11 protein-coding genes are annotated in these 17,124 nt (G+C 74.9%); 7 read left to right on the forward strand and 4 right to left on the reverse strand.

Annotated elements, in window-relative coordinates; all coding sequences use genetic code 11:
* Positions 1-49 precede the first annotated feature (49 nt).
* The 3 genes from ACFCLZ_RS35040 to ACFCLZ_RS35050 are packed head-to-tail and all read left to right on the forward strand — an operon-like array spanning position 50 to position 3,195.
* The gene (locus ACFCLZ_RS35040) at positions 50-208 is read left to right on the forward strand and encodes a hypothetical protein (protein WP_380281931.1); all 159 of its coding nucleotides are present in this window, start codon (positions 50-52) and stop codon (positions 206-208) included.
* A 36-nt stretch (positions 209-244) separates the two neighbouring features.
* Positions 245-913, forward strand: a complete 669-nt coding sequence (locus ACFCLZ_RS35045) for an ABC transporter ATP-binding protein (RefSeq protein WP_380281932.1) — start codon at positions 245-247, stop codon at positions 911-913.
* Positions 910-3,195, forward strand: coding sequence for a hypothetical protein (locus tag ACFCLZ_RS35050; protein ID WP_380281933.1), 2,286 nt, complete (start codon positions 910-912; stop codon positions 3,193-3,195). The genes ACFCLZ_RS35045 and ACFCLZ_RS35050 overlap by 4 nt, the downstream gene beginning before the upstream one ends.
* Before the next feature lie 187 nt (positions 3,196-3,382).
* On the opposite strand, the gene ACFCLZ_RS35055 is transcribed toward ACFCLZ_RS35050, so the two are convergent.
* The 4 genes from ACFCLZ_RS35055 to ACFCLZ_RS35070 all read right to left on the reverse strand — a co-directional run bounded on the left by ACFCLZ_RS35055 (position 3,383) and on the right by ACFCLZ_RS35070 (position 8,294).
* The gene (locus ACFCLZ_RS35055; protein ID WP_380281934.1) at positions 3,383-4,714 is read right to left on the reverse strand and encodes a hypothetical protein; all 1,332 of its coding nucleotides are present in this window, start codon (positions 4,712-4,714) and stop codon (positions 3,383-3,385) included.
* 331 nt (positions 4,715-5,045) lie between these two features.
* Positions 5,046-6,131, reverse strand: a complete 1,086-nt coding sequence (locus tag ACFCLZ_RS35060; protein ID WP_380281935.1) for a hypothetical protein — start codon at positions 6,129-6,131, stop codon at positions 5,046-5,048.
* A gap of 20 nt (positions 6,132-6,151) precedes the next feature.
* On the reverse strand, positions 6,152-7,096 hold the full coding sequence (locus tag ACFCLZ_RS35065) for an NAD-dependent epimerase/dehydratase family protein (RefSeq protein WP_380281936.1): 945 nt from the start codon (positions 7,094-7,096) through the stop codon (positions 6,152-6,154).
* A 73-nt stretch (positions 7,097-7,169) separates the two neighbouring features.
* Entirely contained in the window at positions 7,170-8,294 is a 1,125-nt protein-coding gene (locus ACFCLZ_RS35070; RefSeq protein WP_380281937.1) for a DegT/DnrJ/EryC1/StrS family aminotransferase, read from the reverse strand.
* Positions 8,295-8,762: 468 nt separating this feature from the next.
* On the opposite strand from ACFCLZ_RS35070, the gene ACFCLZ_RS35075 reads away from it, so the two are divergent.
* The 4 genes from ACFCLZ_RS35075 to ACFCLZ_RS35090 all read left to right on the forward strand — a co-directional run bounded on the left by ACFCLZ_RS35075 (position 8,763) and on the right by ACFCLZ_RS35090 (position 16,708).
* Positions 8,763-10,985 carry an MMPL family transporter gene (locus tag ACFCLZ_RS35075; protein ID WP_380281938.1) on the forward strand — a complete coding sequence of 741 codons (2,223 nt, stop codon included), beginning with the start codon at positions 8,763-8,765 and terminating at the stop codon, positions 10,983-10,985.
* Positions 10,986-11,243: 258 nt separating this feature from the next.
* Positions 11,244-12,437, forward strand: coding sequence for a sensor histidine kinase (locus ACFCLZ_RS35080; protein WP_380281939.1), 1,194 nt, complete (start codon positions 11,244-11,246; stop codon positions 12,435-12,437).
* On the forward strand, positions 12,434-13,117 hold the full coding sequence (locus ACFCLZ_RS35085) for a response regulator (protein WP_380281940.1): 684 nt from the start codon (positions 12,434-12,436) through the stop codon (positions 13,115-13,117). Before ACFCLZ_RS35080 ends, ACFCLZ_RS35085 begins: the two co-directional genes overlap by 4 nt.
* Before the next feature lie 1,143 nt (positions 13,118-14,260).
* A complete protein-coding gene (locus ACFCLZ_RS35090; protein WP_380281941.1) occupies positions 14,261-16,708 on the forward strand; it encodes a penicillin acylase family protein in 2,448 nt (815 codons plus the stop codon).
* Positions 16,709-17,124 lie beyond the last annotated feature (416 nt).

Consider the following 17,124-nt stretch of genomic DNA (forward strand, 5'->3'; position numbering starts at 1 on the left):
CCGCAACCCGCTCGCGGGCCACATCGCCTACCAGGAACTGCGCCGCCAGATGCGCGAAGCCGCCCTTGCCCGCCAGACCGCGCTCGACGAAACCGGCGCCCAACGCGAGGCCATCCTGACTGCGCCCACCGTCGGCCAGTTAAGGGCGAGCTCGTCGCGCCAGAACGGCCCGGACATCTGCTCCGGGTGGGTCACCGCCACCACCTGATCCACCGGTTCATCGACCGTCGCGAGGAGTGAACGCGTGCCACCAGTCCTGCAAGCCCGGGCCCTGCATCTGAGTTACGGCCCGGCGGCCGCGGTGGCGGGCGTCGATCTGAGCGTCGATCCCGGGGAGGTGGTGGGAGTGGTGGGGTCCTCCGGCTCGGGGAAGACCACCCTGCTGCACTGCCTCTCCGGGCTCCTGCTCGCCGACACCGGCAGCGTCCTCTTCCGTGATCGGCCGGTCGAGGAGATGACGGCACGCCAGCGTGACGATCTGCGCCGCTCGCACTTCGGCTTCGTCTTCCAGTTCGGCGATCTGGTACCGGAGTTGAGCCTGCTGGAGAACGTCTCCCTGCCGCTGCGCCTGCAGGGTCTGCGGGGCAAGGAGGCCCGGCGGCGGGCCGGGGAGCAGTTGGAGGCACTGGGGATCGGGGGACTGGGGCGCCGGACGGTCGGGGAGGTGTCCGGAGGCGAGCTGCAGCGGGCGGCGATCGCGCGGGCGCTGGTGCACCGTCCGGACGTGGTGTTCGCGGACGAGCCGACGGGAGCCCTGGACGACCGCAACTCCGAGGTGGTGTTCGGCCTGCTGCTGGAACAGGCGCGGGAGCACGGGGCGGCGGTGGTGCTGGTCACCCACGACCGGCACCTGGCAGCGCGCACCGACCGCACCGTGGTGCTGGCCGCAGGACGGGTGGTGGAGGCGGCGTGAGCCCGACAGCCACAGTTCCGGCGGCGTTGGCGGTCGCGTGGCGGGCGGTGCTGGCACGCCAGGCGCGGCGCCGGGTCGTCCTGCTCGCCCTGGTCGGGACGATCGCGGCCCTCGGGATCCTCGCCGCCGTCGGTGCGGCGGCGGTGAAGGAGCGCGAGAGTGCCCGCTCCGCCGCGACGGTGCCGGTGTTCGGCCCGCAGGCCGGCTTCGGCGGGGTGCCGGTGTTCGGCCGGCCCGGCGTGGCCGAGACCGGTTGGAGCGAGTTGGAGCACGACTACCGCGGCCACACCGTCAAGATCGTGCGGGTCGCCGACCCGCACGCCCGAGGCCCCTTTCCGCCGGGTGTCGCCGCCTGGCCGGGCCCCGGTCGAGCCCTGGTCAGCCCCGCGCTCGACCGGCTGATCCGCAGTGCCCCCGCCTCCGTCGGGCAGTGGTTCGCCGGGACGGACACCGAGGTCCTTCCGGCCCGTGCCGTCGGCAGCGCGGGCCAACTGCTCGCCTACGTCGGCGTCGCGCCCGAGGAACTGGGAACCCAGCAGGGCCCGCTGACGGGCTTCGGCGGTGAAGGCGGCGGCGGATTCGGCTGGTACCCGACGCTCGGTTCCATGCTCTTCCTGGTCATGCCCGCCTTCGCGCTCGTCCTGACCGCGAGCCGCTTCGGCCGCCAGGTCCGCACCACCCGCTACCAGGCACTGCGGCTGCTCGGCCTGCCCGCCGCCCACGCCCGGCCGGCCGGTGCGCTGGAGACGGCGGCGCCGGTCGCGGCGGGCGCGCTGGCCGCCGCGCTCGCCTGGCCGTTCCTGCTGCCGGACATGTTCGCCCTCCCGGTCACCGGCCGTTGGCTGTTCGGTGCCGATCTGCGGGTACCGGTCGGGCAGTCGGCTCTCGTCGTCCTGGGCGTCGCCGTCCTCGCCGGAGTGCTGGGCGCGGCCACTGTCTCCGGTGCTGACCGCGCCGCGCGCGAGGTGCGGTTCCTGCGGCCGGTGCGGCTCACCAGCCCCTGGGTGGCGCTGCTGTTCGGCGTCGGCCTGCTGTTGCTGGCGGTGGCCTACTCCCGGCACAAGCCGCGTGACCCGCTACTGTGGGCGGCGATCGTGCTGCTCGGCGTGGGCCTGCCCAGCGCCGCCGCGTGGGCGGGCCAGCGACTGGCCCGGCTCCTCGGGCGGGTCGAGGCGGGCGTGGTGTGGCTGCTGGCGATGCGACGGCTGGCAGCGGACCCGCAGTCCCGCTTCCGGGTCGCCGGGATGGTCGGGATCGCCGTCTTCGCCGTCGGTGCCGCCCAACCGGTCTCCCAGGTCATGGCCCAGCCCAACCTGCCCTGGGTCGCGCAGGCACGCGCCGCCGGCCACACCGACCTGCTCGCAAAGGCCGAGACCCTGGAGGCCGTCCCCCTGCGGTTGGCGGAGCCCCCGGCGGCCGTGCACGGCCTGGTTCCCGCCGTCGCCCTGTGGTCTCCCGGCCAGGACCCGGCCACCCGGCCCGCGCACACCGCGCTCGTCGCCGGCTGCGGCCAGCTGCAGGAACTCTTCGCCCGGCCGCTTCCCGACTGTGCCGGCGGCCGGATGACGCTACGGGCCGGCGGCCTGCCGGGAGCGGACGGGGGACCGGCGCAGCAAGGGCCGGCGGGTGTGGGTGGGGGCCTGCTCCTGCGCTCCACCGACCGGATGCGGCAGGTGAGCGTTCCGCCCGCCGCGACGACGCTCGACCTGCCGGCCGGCCTGGACACGCCGGTCGGCGCCGTCATGGTGCTGCCGCCCGACGACCCGGCCCTCGCCGAACTCGGCGACCCGTTCCGGATCGCCGCCTACCTGCGGGTCGCCGTGGACGTGCCGGCCTGGGAGGAGGCCAGGACCTGGGTGGTGTCCTCCTCGCCCGCCTACCGGCTGGAGAACTCCTACGAGTTGTCCGAGGTCGCCGACAGCACCGGCAGCTGGGTCCTGCTGGGGCTGACCGTCGCTGCCGGGGTGACCGTCCTCGGTGCCCTGCTGGCTGTCGCCGAGGACGGCGGGCGCCGCCGGGAGTGGTTCGCCCTGCGGGCGCTCGGCATGGCCCGTGGCCGGCTGACCGCCGTCCAACTCACCGAAGCCCTCGTCACCGGCGTTCTCACCGCGGCCCTGGCCACCCTCGCCTCCACGACCGTCGGCGTCACCTATCTGCGGATCAACGAGGACCACCTCGACACCAGCCTTCCCTACCTCCTCGCGGCGGGGGCCTGCATCACCGTCGTCGTCCTCGCCGCCGCTGCTGGCAGCTGGGTCACCCTGCGCACCCCTCGTCGTTAGGTGTCGGTTCATCACCGGCGGCTGGGGCCGGGAAGTCCCGGCCGCTCTGTCCGGGACGCGGAGTCGCCCGGGGCGGCGTGCTCCCGGGGGCGGCGGGGCGCGATTGGACCCGCGCGGAGCGTTTCCTCCGGCGCGGGGGCGGTCCCGCCGTCGGCCGGGTGCACCGGCCGGGGCCCGTCGGGCAGGTCTAGCCGAGCACGTGCACGATCCCGCCCAGCAGGTGTTCGAGGGCCGACCGTAGGGGCAGGACGAGTGGTCCCGCAACGACGGCCACGGTCAGGGCGAGGGCCAGCCGCGGGGTCTCCCGCCGGTGCGGGAGGACGCCGAGGAGGAGCACCAGCGAGGCGATCACCAGTGGCGGCCCCAGCGCCACCACCCAGGCCGGCAGCGGACCGAGGGTCACCGGGGAGCTCCAGACACCGGACAGGCCCAACCAGCCGACCGAGAGCAGCAGGCTGAGGTCGATCAGCCGGGGGACCGCCGGGGACACCCGGATCCGACCGTCGAGGTTGCGCCGGAACGAGAACACCATCAGCAGCACCATGACGGACAGGACGGCCAGTTCGACGCGCAGGACGCCCGGGAGGTCGGGCGGGGGGAAGCGTCCGGTGCTGAAGATCCAGGTGACGGCCGCGGCGGGCACACCGAGCAGCACGGCCCAGAGCAGGCACAGCCGCAGGACCAGGGTCGGAGCGGGTCGCCAGATGCTGCCCGCCGACGGCGCGGGCGGGTTCTGCCCCCGGGTGAGCAGCGCGGCGATCAACGCGTCCTCGGGCCGGTTCTCCCCGCCGTGCCGCGGCGCCTCGCCGCGCCTGCGGAAGCTGTGCTCCAGGGCCTCGCGGCGCCGTCGCACGACGTGCGGCCGCAGCTCGTGTCCGCGACTGACGGCGCTGAGGTAGCCGAACACGGCGAGGACGGCGCCGACCGCGACCGCCGCGGGCAGTCGGCCGGTGGGTCCCTCGCCGCTGGGCGGCGCCATCCATGCGGCGGTGAACGCCACGACGAAGACCGCGATCAGGGCCATGCCGCGGACGGCGTCGAACGGGGCGGTCAGATCCGAGCGGCCGACTCCGGCGGACGCGCCCACCACCAGCCAGAGCGCGGAGAGCAGCAACCACTGGGTCGCGACGGCCATCGGCAGCAGGTCCGGCAGTTGCCCGGAGAGGATGTCCCCGACGGCGGCGCCGAACGAGCGGGACTGCCCTCCCGCCCCGAACGCGTAGGCCAGCACGAGCAGCAGCAACTGCGCCACGCCGAGCAGGCGGCCGGTGTCGTCCCAGAAGTCCCGGGAGGTGACGGCGCGCGCGATGGCTCCGGCCTGGACGCCCAGGAGGACGAGCGCCAGCAGGACCGGCATGGCGATCACACCGAAGGCGGTGTCCGGGTCCATGGTGGTCAGCTGGGCGGGGATGCCGAGCGCGTCGGCGACGTGCTGCCCGCCCCGGATCACCGCCCCCATCCACGCGGGTCGGGCTTCGTCCGGCACCGTGGCGGCGCCGATGACCGTGGCCGATCTCACCTGTTCCCCCTACGCTCGCGCCTGGACGGCTCCGTCCCACGGGCCCGGGGCCGGTGTTCCGCCTTCGTCCGGACGGGTCGTGACGCCCGGGCGCCAGCCCAAGAATGGCGCTGCGAACCGTAGTTGGGAACGGCGATCGGGTTCCGTTCACCGAGCGGGGACCGTCCTGTGACAGTGCGGCCGCGCCGGGGCGCGCTCCGGTGCCGACGGTGCGGGTGGAGTGGGTGGTGCGGGTGGAGCGGGTGGAGCGGTTGTCAGAAGCCGAGGTGGTCAGGCTTCTCGTCAGCGGTGAGGTCTCCGACGGACGCTCCGAGGCCCGCCCTCTCCCGGGTCAGGCCAGGCCGACCCGCTCCAGCGCCGCCGCGAAGCCCGTGCGCCAGCCCTCCGGGGTGGCTCCGGGCGACGGGGGCGGGGCGGGGCGGGTGAGGGCGGCGAGGGTGGAGCGGACGACGTCCGGCGGGCGGGCGGAGACGACGTCGGCGTGGCCGAGTTCCAGCTCGTGCTGGAGGTTGTCGCGGCCGTGGCCCTGGACGATGTCGAGCAGGAGGAGGCGGCGGCCGAGGGCGCGGGCCTCGCTGCAGGTGTCGCCGGAACTGGTCACCACCAGGTCGGCGGCGGCCATCAGGGCGGGCACCCGGTCGGTCCAGCCGAAGGGGTGCAGCCGCGGTTGGTGCGCGGCGGCGCGGCGCAGGCGGCGTTCCAGTTCGCTGTTGCTCCCGGCGACGGCGAGGACGTGCGGACCGGCGTCGGCGAGGGCGGTGGCCGTCCGGGCCAGCGGGCCGAGGCCCCACGCGCCGGACATCATCAGCACGCACCGCGCCTCCGCCGGCACGCCCAGCTCCGCCCGCGCCTCGGCGCGCGAGGGCGGGCGGTAGAAGGGCGCGCGCAGTGGTGCGGGCAGCACGGCCACCGGCGCGTCGGGGCGGTAGCGCCGCACGCCGCAGGCGGCGACCTCGGAGGTGACCAGGAAGAGGTCGCTCTCCTCCTGCACCCAGAGCCGGTGCGGCGTGACGTCCGTGCACAGCACCAGGTGCCGGAAGGGCCGGGGCCCGCCGCGCAGCCGGTTGACCGCCGAGGTGGCGGTGGCGAACACCGACACCACCAACTCCGGCCGCTGCTCCCCGAGCAGCGCCCGCAGCGTCGGCACCAGCCGCCGCCGCGCCGCCGCGTCCGCGAGCAGGGCGATCCGGGCGCCGGGGCGCAGCGCCGAGAAGTGGAACGCGTCGTAGACGCCGGGCAGGCCGAGCAGCCGCCGGAACACCGCCTCCCCGGCGGTGCCGGCGCGCTGTCCGAGCAGGGCCATCGCGTCGACCGTGCCGGTCGTCCAGCCGCGGGCCTCCAGCGAGTCCGCGCAGGCCCGGGCCATCACGTCGTGGCCCTGGCCGAGCGAGCCGGAGACCAGCAGCGCGTGCGGCACGGCTTTGCCCCCTCCCCGCCTCAGGCGCCCGGCCGCGGGGCGGTCTCCGCCCGGTACCAGTCCGCGTACCGCCGCACGCCGTCGGCGAAGTTGGTCCGGGGCGACCAGCCCAGCAGCCGCTTGGCCTGGGCGGCGGAGATCCGGCGTCCGGCGTAGTCGGCGGTCCGCGCCTCGATGTGCTCGATGGTGACCGGTCCGAGCAGTTCGTCGACGGTGTCGGCGATGTCCCGGACGGAGACGGCGGTGGAGCCCTCCAGGGCGAAGGTCTGGTCCTCGGCGGCGGGGGAGAGGGCGCGCACGTGGGCGTCGGCGAGGTCCTCGACGTAGACGAAGTTGCGGCTCTGCCGGCCGTCGCCCGCGATGGTGATCGGGCGTCCGGCGAGCGCGGCCTGCACGAACCGGGCGACCACCAGCTCGTCGCGCATCCGCGGCCCGTACGGGATGCCGTACCGCAGGATGGTGAAGTGCCGCCCGTACAGCTGGCGGTAGCTGTGTACGAGCATCTCCGCGGCCAGCTTGGTGGCGACGTACAGGTGCCCGCTGCGCTCCAGCTCGATCGCCACGTGCTCGTCCAGCTCCTGCTCCTCGCCGTCCAGCGCGGCCTCGGTGAGCGCGGCGCCGTACACCCAGACCGTGCTGGCCAGGACGGTGCGGCTGAGGTCGTTGCGGCGGGCCGCCTCCAGGACGGCCTCGGTGCCGTCGATGTTCGCCCGCACGGCGCCGACCGGGTCGGCGGCGACCCGCTCGACGTCGGCCTGCGCGGCCAGGTGGAAGACCACCTCGCAGCCGTCCAGGGCGGCGGTGAGCGCGGGCAGGTCGAGGACGTCGATCCGGGCGTGGTCGGCGCCGGGGTTGAGGTACTTGTCGGTGGTGTCCACCGCGAGCACCTCGTGCCCGGCGGCGAGCAGCCGGTCGACGACGTGTGAGCCGATGAATCCGCATCCCCCGGTGACCGCTGTCCGCACGGCTTCCTCTCCTTCGTCTACGTGCCTCGTCTACGTCGGGTCCTGCCGGTCGGCAGGGCCCGCCGGTACCGCGTCATCCCGCGAAGCGGCGGTGGACGGCGCTCACCGCCTCGATCACCCGGTCGGTCTCGTCCTCCGTCATGTCGGAGTGGACCGGCAGGCAGATCTGCCGCGCGCAGACGTCCTCGGCGACCGGGAGGTCCGTGCGCCGGTAGGGGGCGAGCACCGGCTGGAGGTGCAGCGGCAGGTCGTAGACCTCGCCGGAGAGCCGCACGTCGTACTCCTCGGAGACCGCCCGCTTGAAGGCGGCCCGGTCCGCCCCGCGCGGCAGCAGCGCGACGTACTTGTAGTAGTTGCTGCGGCAGCCGGTCGGCTCGGTGACCGGCTCCAGGCCGTCGAGCGCGCCGAGCGCGGCGTCGTAGCGCTGGGCGACCCGGCGCCTGGTCTCCACGAACTCCTTGAGCCGGCGCAGGTGGACGGTGCCGATCGCGGCGTTCGGCTCGCTCATCCGCCAGGAGGCGCCGAGCCGGACGTGGTGGTTGGTGGTGAACGAGCCCTTGCCCTGGTCGCGGTGGATGCGGGCGTCGTCGCGCAGCTCGGCGGACTCGGTGAGGATCATGCCGCCCTCGCCGCTGGTGGTGACCTTGGTCGGGTAGAAGGAGAACGCGCCGGCCACGCCGAAGCCGCCGGCCGCCCGCCCCCGGTAGCTGCTGCCGTGGGCGTGCGCGGCGTCCTCGACCAGCGGGATGCCCCGGGCGTCGCAGATCGCGCGCAGGGCGTCCACCTCGGGGGTGACCAGCCCGCCGATGTGGACCAGCACGACGGCGGCGGTTTCGGGGGTGAGCGCGGCCTCCAGGGTCTGCGGGCCGAGCGCGAGGGTGGTCGGGTCGACGTCGGCGATCACCGGCCGGGCGCCGGCGTGCAGCACGGCTCCGGCGGTCGCGTAGAAGGTGACGGCGGGGACGACCACGTCGCGACCGCGGACGTCGAGGCCGCGCAGGATGATCTCCAGCGCGGCGGTGCCGCTGGCGACGGCGACCGCGTGCGAGGCGCCGTGCTCGGCGGCGAAGGCCTGCTCGAACCGCTCGGTCCAGGGGCCGAGGGTGAGTGCACCGGTGGCGAGCATCTCGCTCACCGCCTCCGCGACGGCCGCGCGGTCGTTCTCGTCGAACACGATGCGGGCGGCGGGAACGCCCATGGGCCACCTCCGGCTGGGGGACGCGCTGTGGACGGGCTGCGCCCCTCGGTCCCGTCGGGAACCGTGGGGACGCATCGGTACGGACCGGGACGAATCGCCCGGGCCAGGCACATCACGCTACTTCGCCCGCCGGGACGCGGCCCGTCCGCGCCACCGCCCGGGTGACGCCGGGGCACCCGGTCACCCGCGCCCGTCACCGCGCCCGCCACCGGGCCGGCCCCGGGCCCGCCACCGGGATCGCCCCTCGGCCGCAGGTCGGAGCCCGGCGCCCGGCCTCCGCCTCGGGGACTACTCCGTCCGGTGCCGCGCTGCTGCGTCCGCATTACCCCGGAATGCCTGCACAGAGCCGACGCCGAGGAGACCCCCGCCGACGCAGGATGGCCATGCTCGGACGCCCCCGGCCCACCGGCCGGACGCGCCGCCCGACCGCACCCTTCTGCCCGCCATCCCTAAGGAGTCCGCTCTCCCGTGGCCACTTTCCTCTACCGCCTGGGCCGATGGTCCTTCCTCAGGCGCCGGCTGGTGACCCTGCTCTGGGTCGCCCTGCTGGCCGCCGTCGGGGTGCTGGCCGCCAAGGCGCCGGCCGCTCCCGACGACGGCTTCGCCATGCCCGGCACCGAGGCGCAGAAGGCCTTCGACCTCATGGACGAGCGCTTCCCCGGCGCCACGTCCGACGGTGCGTCGGCCCGGCTGGTCTTCGTCGCGCCGTCCGGCCAGAAGATCACCGCCACCGAGAACCAGCAGACGGTCGAGAAGACGGTCGCCGAGCTCGCGCACGGCGAGCAGGTCGTCAGCGCCGCCAGCCCCTTCAAGGCCGGCGCGGTCTCCCAGGACGGCACCACCGCCTACGCGACGGTCAGCTACAGCGCCAAGGCCGGCAAGGTCAGCGAGGGCGCGACCGACGCCCTGAAGCAGTCCGCCCAGCACGCCCGCGACGCCGGCCTCACCGTGGACATCGGCGGCACCGCGCTGATGGAGACCGGTGAGGCGGGCGGCTCCGCCGAGGCGATCGGCATGGCGATCTCGGCGGTCGTGCTGGTGATCACCTTCGGCTCGCTGCTGGCCGCCGGACTCCCGCTGCTCACCGCGGTGATCGGCGTCGGCCTCGGCATCGCCCTGATCACCGCGCTCGGCAGCACCCTCGGCCTGTCCACCACCACCAGCACGCTGGCGATGATGCTCGGCCTCGCCGTCGGCATCGACTACGCGGTCTTCATCGTCTCCCGCTACCGCGCCGAGCTCCTCGACGGCCACGAGCCCAAGGAGGCCGCCGGGCGGGCCGTCGGCACCGCCGGCTCGGCCGTGGTGTTCGCCGGCCTCACCGTGATCATCGCGCTGGCGGGCCTCTCCGTGGTGGGCATCCCGATCCTCGCCAAGATGGGCATGGCCGCGGCCGGCACCGTGGTGATCGCCGTCCTGGTCGCGCTCACCCTCGTCCCCGCCCTGCTCGGCTTCCTCGGCCGCCGCGTCCTGCCCCGCAAGGCCCGCAAGGGCGGGCACGCCGCGACCGGGGGCGAGCGCCCCAACGGCGGGACCCGCTGGGCCCGGTTCGTGCTGCGCCGCCCGGTCGCGGTGCTGGTCCTCGGCGTGGTCGGCCTCGGCGTCCTCGCCCTGCCGGCCCTGGACCTGCGGCTCGGCCTGCCCGGCGACGAGGCCAAGCCCACCTCCACCACCCAGCGCCGCGCCTACGACCACCTCTCCGAGGGCTTCGGTCCCGGCTTCAACGGTCCGCTGACCGTGCTGGTCGACGCCAAGGGCACGGCCGACCCCAAGGCCGCGGCCAAGCAGGTCGGCGACGCCGTCAAGGGCCTGCCCGGTGTGGTCACCGTCATGCCCGCGGTCTTCAACCAGGCCGGTGACACCGCCCTGGTGACCGCCGTCCCGGCCACCGGCCCGAGCGACGCCGCGACCACCGACCTGGTCCACGCCATCCGCGACAAGGCCCCCGGCCTGAAGTCCGCCACCGGGGCGACCGTCCTGGTCAGCGGCCCGACGGCGATGAACATCGACGTCTCGCAGAAGCTCAACGACGCCCTGGTGCCCTACCTCGCGGTCGTCGTCGGCCTCGCGGTGCTGCTGCTCCTGGTGGTCTTCCGCTCGATCCTCGTCCCGCTCAAGGCCGCCCTCGGCTTCCTGCTCTCGGTGGTGGCCGCGCTCGGCGTCGTCGTCGCGGTCTTCCAGTGGGGCTGGCTCGCCAATCTGATCGGTGTCGAGCAGACCGGCCCGGTGATGAGCATGATGCCGATCTTCATGATCGGCGTGGTGTTCGGCCTGGCCATGGACTACGAGGTGTTCCTGGTCACCCGGATCCGGGAGGCGTACGTGCACGGCGAGGAGCCCGGCGAGGCCGTGGTCACCGGCTTCCGGCACAACGCCCGGGTGGTCACCGCCGCCGCGCTCATCATGATCAGCGTCTTCGCCGGCTTCATCGGCATGGCCGAGCCGATGATCAAGATGATGGGCCTCGGCCTGGCCGCCGCCGTCGCCCTCGACGCCTTCGTGGTCCGGATGGCGATCGTCCCGGCCGTCCTCGCCCTTCTCGGCCGCCGCGCCTGGTGGCTGCCGGCCAAGCTGGAGCGGGTCCTGCCCGACGTCGACGTCGAGGGCGCCCGCCTGCAGACCGCGGCGCCGCTCCCGGCCCCGGCCGACGGCCCCGACGCCGACCCGGCGCGCCACTCCGTGGGCGTCTGACCCACCCGGCCCTGCCGCGGCTCCCACCCCCACGGGGAGCCGCGGCAGGGCCGTCCGTGCCCGGTCGGTCCGCCGACCGGTCAAAATGGTATGAACCGCATCCATCCGACGACCCCACCGACCGCGCGTACTGCATCTGCAGTACGTCCACATCCGCAGTACGTCCACCAGACCCACCCGCACCCCCACCCCCTCGCCGGATCGTCCGGGCCCGGCCGAGGGACCCGCCAGGGCAGCCCCGGACGGGGAGAAGCGAGCATGACCGACACCTGGCTGCGCCGCGTACGCCGCCGCCACCCCCGCCTGCTCGACGGGCTGCTCGTGCTCGCCGTGTTCGTCGTCACCGCCGGGACGACCACCATCGACCGCCTCGGCAACCGCATCGACCCGAACCCGGCCGCGCTGGCCCTGGCCGTCGTCTCCAGCACGGTGCTCCTGGCCCACCGCAGCCGGCCCTACGTCGTCTTCGGGGTCACCCTCGCCTGCAGCCTGGCACTGTGCTTCGTCGCGACCCAGCTCAACGTGGGGCTGGTCGCGCCGCTCCTCGCCGCCCTCTACTTCCTCGCGGTGCGCACCGACCGCACCACCGCGCGCGTCGCCACCGCCGTCGCGGCCGTGCTGGTGACCGTCGCCACGATCATCAACGAGCCCCACACCTCCATCAGCGTCAAGATCGGCGTCGTCGCCTGGGTCCTGCTGCCCGGCGCCATCGGCGACTCCGTCCGCAGCCGCCGCGCCCACCTCGCCGCCATCGAGGAACGCGCCGAACGGGCGGAGCGGACCCGCGAGGAGGAGGCCCGCCGCCGGGTCGCCGACGAACGCATCCGGATCGCCCGCGACCTGCACGACGTCGTCGCCCACCACATCGCCCTCGCCAACGCCCAGGCCGGCATCGCCGTCCACCTCCTCGACCGCCACCCCGCCCAGGCCCGCGAGATGCTCAGCCACCTCACCGACGCCACCGGCTCCGCGCTGCGCGAGCTCAAGGCCACCGTCGGCCTGCTGCGCCGCGCCGACGACCCGCACGCCCCGCTCGAACCGGCCCCCGGCCTGGACCGGCTGCCCGACCTCATCGGCGCCTTCGAACGGGCCGGCCTGCCCGTCCGGCTCGCCGTCGAGGGGGAGCCGCAGCAGCTCTCCCCGGGCGTGGACCTCACGGCGTACCGGATCCTCCAGGAATCCCTCACCAACGTCGCCAAGCACGCCGCCGGAACCGCTGCCGACGTCACGCTCACCTACTCCGGCAGCCGCGTGCTGCTCACCGTCGCCAACGACCGCCCGGCGTCCGCCCGCCCCACCGCCCCCGCCCCCGGAGGCTTCGGCCTGATCGGCATGCGCGAGCGCGCCTCCGCCGTCGGCGGGCGGCTCACCGCCGACCGCCGGCCCGGCGGCGGCTTCCTGGTCTCCGCCGAACTGCCCCTGCGCACCGCCGCCCGAGAGGAACACCCGTGACCATCCGAGTACTGCTCGCCGACGACCAGGCGCTGCTGCGCGGGGCCTTCCGCGTCCTGATCGACGCCGAGGACGACATGGAGGTGGTCGGCGAGGCCGCCGACGGCCGCGAGGCTGTCGAGCTGGCGAAGGCCACCCGGCCCGACGTGGTGCTCATGGACATCCGGATGCCCGGCGTCGACGGGCTCTCCGCCACCGCCGCCATCTGCGGCGACCCCGACCTCGCGGGCACCCGGGTGCTCATCCTCACCACCTTCGAGATCGACGAGTACGTCGCCCAGGCCCTGCGCGCCGGCGCCGGCGGCTTCCTCGGCAAGGACGCCGAACCGACCGAACTGCTCGCCGCCCTGCGCCGCGTCGCCGCCGGCGACCCCCTGCTGTCGGCCGCCGCCACCCGCGCCGTCATCGAGCAGCTCCTCGCCCACCCCGAACCGGACCGCGGCCCCGCCGCCGCCCCCGAACGCCTCGCCGCCCTGACCGCCCGCGAGCGCGAGGTGATGGCCATGGCCGCCACCGGCCTCAGCAACGAGGAGATCGCCGCCCGGATGTTCGTCAGCCCCTTCACCATCCGCACCCACGTCCACCGCGCCATGGCCAAACTCGACGCCCGCGACCGCGCCCAACTCGTCGCCCTCGCCTACCAGACCGGCCTCGTCCCGACACCGCGCCCCACGAAGTAGCCGGGCGCGCCCGGGGAACGCCCCCGCCAACCGATGCGCTGCACTGCTTCCGCCCGATAACATCGCAGCTCAGCAAGCCTCGGCCCCGCACGCGCGGGGATGGTCCCGGCCGGCCCCAGCCGCCCGGCGAGCGCACCGTCTCGGCCCCGCACGCGCGGGGATGGCCCCGGTGCCCTGTGAGCACCCTCGGCCCGGTCGCCTCTCGGCCCCGCATACGCGGGGATGGTCCGGCGGGGTGGTAGGGCAGCCCGGTGACGCGGCTCTCGGCCCCCGCCTGCGCGGGGATGGTCCCCTCGGCCGCTCCGACCTCGACGGCATCGAGAACTCGGCCCGCACGCGCGGGGATGGTCCCCGCGAGCCCGGCGCGTAACCCTCCAGGCAGATCCCGGCCCCGCACGCGCGGAGATGGTCCCCGAGCCGACGCCCGAGATGCTCTCCGCGATCCCTCGGCCCCGCCTGCGCGGGGATGGTCCCCACCTGAGGCGCGTGGTGGGTGTGGAGTGGTGCTCGGCCCCGCACGCGCGGGGCTTCTTCGGCCCCCGGCTGTCGGACGGGGAAGCGGCCGACCGGCTGTCAAGGGTGGAGGCGCGATGACCGGTGAACGGACCTGGACGCTGACGGCGGAACGGCTCCCCGGCGGGCAGGTGGCGGTGGCCATCCATGCGCGCGGCGCCCGGGGCCGGGTGGGTGGGAGCTTCCGGGTCGGCGGTGGGCCGTCGGCGCTCATCGGACGCGGGAAGCGCGAGCCGGTGGTCGTGGCGTGCGCGGGCGGCCCGATGGGGCGGTGGGTGGTCACCGACCGCTCAGGCCGGGCCCATTCCCTGGAGACGGTGGGCGTCGCCGTACTACCCGCCCGCGCCCGCCGGGTGGCCGTCCGCCGGCTGACGGCCGCCGCCACACCCGACTTCGAACTGCGCGAGAGCCCCTCCCCTGGTCGGCGGGCCGGGCGCTCCGGTGCGGCGCCGGAGCCGGATGATCCACAAGGGCCCACCCTCCGTCGGAAGGGGTGGTTCGGACAAGGAACACCCCCTCCCCGAGGTGTACGCGCGTAGGTCCGGAGGGCGATGGGCGGGTCGTTCCACGGGGCGATGACCGGTGGGCGCCTGCGACGGCAGCGTGGGGGACGTGACGGAGACAAGAAAAATGAATGATCGTCAACAGCGTTCACCCATCCGCCGATTGGCGTCCGGCGTGCTCGCCCTCGGGCTGGCCGCGGGCCTGCTCACGGCGCTGGCGCCCGCCTCGGCGCAGGCTGCCGACACCGACCTCGCGGCCGGCCCGGGGGCCGACCGCGGCGGCTGGACCACCAAGATCCGCAGGACCGAGTTCGGCGTCCCGCACATCCTCGCCCGGGACTTCGGCGGCCTGGGCTACGGCTACGGGTACGCCTTCGCCCAGGACAACCTCTGCCAGCTCGCCGACCAGGTGGTCACCGTGCGCGGCGAGCGCTCGCGCTGGTTCGGGCCGGACGGCCGGTCCGTGGGCCGGCCCGTCAACCTGGCGAGCGACACCTATCAGCAGAGCGTGCGGCGCTCCGGGACGGTGCAGCGGCTGCTGGCCCAGCCGGCGCCGCTCGGCCCGACCGGCGAGGTGCGGCAGCTGGTCGACGGGTACGTCGCGGGGTACAACCGCTATCTGCGCGACACCGGCGCCGACCACCTCCCGGACCCGTCCTGCCGGGGGAAGGGCTGGGTCGGACCGATCACCGCCGATGACATCTGGAACATCCTGTACGGCGCCAACACCGAGGCGGGCACCGGCAAGAAGTCCGCCGCCACCGCCGTTCCGGGAGCAGGTGCCGCGCCCGTCTCCGAAGCCGCCACCTCCGACACATCGGCCGCCTCCGACACGTCCGCCGACGCGCCGGCCCGGCCCTCCTGGGTGCGCCGGGCGGCCGACGGCCCCGACACCGGCAGCAACGCCTGGGCGATCGGACGGGACGCCGGCCGTGACGGCAACGGCCTGCTGCTGGCCAACCCGCACCTCCAGTGGGTCGGCTGGCAGCGGTTCTACCAGGCCCAGTTGACCATCCCGGGCGTCCTGGACGTCGCCGGCGCCGGCCTCTACGGCATCCCGTTCCTGCAGATCGGCCACACCAAGGGCCTCGCCTGGACCCACACCACCAGCTACGCCGACCACGTGACCGCCTACCGCCTCGCGCTGGTGCCGGGCGACCCGACCGCGTACCTGGTGGACGGCAAGGTCGAGCGGATGACCACGGAGACCGTCCCGGTCACCGTCCGGGCCGCCGACGGCGCGCTCTCCACCGTCGACCGGAAGCTCTACCACTCCCGCCACGGCTACGTCATGGCCGACGGCTGGACCGGCGAGTACGCCTACACCCTGCGCGACGCCAACGCCGAGAACCTCCGCTCCCTCAACGAGTGGGTGGCGATGGGCCGGTCGCAGAACCTCGACCAGCTGCGACAGGCCCAGCGCACCTACCAGGGCGACCCGTGGATGTACACGACGGCCGTCGACTCCAGCGGGACCACCTACTTCGCCGACTCCTCCGCCGTCCCGCACATCACCGACGCGCTGCGGGCGCGCTGCCTGGTGCCGGATCCGATCGTGGACGGCGTGCTGGACGGGTCGACCACCGCCTGCGACCCGGGCCGCGACCCCGACGCGCTGCTCCCCGGTGTGTTCGGCCCCGCCAACCACCCGGAGCTGACCCGCACCGACTACGTGGCCAACGCCAACAACGGTCCCTACCTGACGAACGCGGACGCGCCGATCGCCGGCCTGCCCGCCGTCTACAACGGCGGCCCGGAGCTCGCGGCGCGGCCGCAGCTGAGCCTGCGGATGATCGCCGACCGTCGGGCCGGTACCGACGGCCTCGGCGCGCCCGGCTTCACCCTGGACTCCCTCCAGGCGACCATGTTCGGCAATCGCGTGCAGAGCGCCGAACTGGACCGCGACGACGCCGTCGCGCTCTGCCGCACCCACCCGGTGATCGCGGCCACCGACGGCACCCGGGTCGACGTGCGCGCGGCCTGCGACGTGCTCGCGGCCTGGAACACCCGGGCCGACGCCGACAGCCGGGGCACCGTGCTCTGGCAGGAGTACCGCAACGCGCTGGCGCGCACCCGTACGACGGCCTGGCAGACGGTCCCGTACGACCCGGCCCGGCCGCTCACCACCCCGCGCGGCATCGCCGCCGACAACCCGGACGCCCAGCGCGCGCTCGCCGACGCGGTGCGCGCCCTGACCGCCGCCGGGTTGCCGGTGGACGCCCCGATCGGCGGCGTCCAGCGCTGGGCGGGCATCCCGCTGCACGGCTGCTCGGGTGAGACCGGCTGCTTCAACGTGCTCACGGCCGGGCCGGATTCGGGCGCGGGCGGCGGTACCTACCCGGCCGACGGCACGAGGGTCCCGCACGGCTCCAGTTTCCTGATGGCCACCGAACTGACCGACGGCGGCCCGCGCACCCGGACCCTGCTCGCCTACGGCCAGTCGGCCGACCCGACCTCGGCCCACTTCACCGACCAGACCCGCCGCTACGCCCGCAAGCAGTGGGTGACCGAGCGCTTCACCGAGGCCGAGATCCGCTCCGCCCCCGGCCTCACCGTCACCACCCTGCGCCGCTGACCCACCGTCAACCCGTCCGCCCGGGCCGCCGCCGTTCCCCCGAACGGCGGCGGCTCGCAGGCGTGTAAGGGGGCGCGCCGCCCTCGCGAGGGGCGTGCGGAAAGCGCGATGCATCAACGCCTCGCTGTCCCGCCGGGCCCCCGGGGAGCGGACGCCGAGGCGGAAGGCCCTGTGCCGTTCACGGCAACAGGATGTTAACCAGATCGGCACACTCTGCGCCCTGGACGAGCTTTTGCCGACCCCATACCCGTGTTTTACTTCCCCTTGACGCGTCATCAGGTCACCGGGGGGACACCGAGGGTCACCGACGCGGCCCTGCGGCATGCCGTCCGCCCGCCGCGGCCGCACCCGCCCGCCCGGGATGTCAGGTTCCGACGCGCCTGCCCGTCCACCGCCCCTCCCGGCCGGCGCCGCGA

The organism is Kitasatospora purpeofusca (assembly GCF_042691725.1).
Lineage (GTDB): Bacteria > Actinomycetota > Actinomycetes > Streptomycetales > Streptomycetaceae > Kitasatospora > Kitasatospora purpeofusca_B.

What these genes read in the sequence shown, in the direction of transcription:
- ACFCLZ_RS35080 (WP_380281939.1), top strand. Translation starts at nt 11,244, where the DNA reads ATGACCGACACCTGGCTGCGCCGCGTACGCCGCCGCCACCCCCGCCTG.
- ACFCLZ_RS35070 (WP_380281937.1), bottom strand. Translation starts at nt 8,294, where the DNA reads ATGGGCGTTCCCGCCGCCCGCATCGTGTTCGACGAGAACGACCGCGCG.
- ACFCLZ_RS35040 (WP_380281931.1), top strand. Translation starts at nt 50, where the DNA reads ATGCGCGAAGCCGCCCTTGCCCGCCAGACCGCGCTCGACGAAACCGGC.
- ACFCLZ_RS35090 (WP_380281941.1), top strand. Translation starts at nt 14,261, where the DNA reads ATGAATGATCGTCAACAGCGTTCACCCATCCGCCGATTGGCGTCCGGC.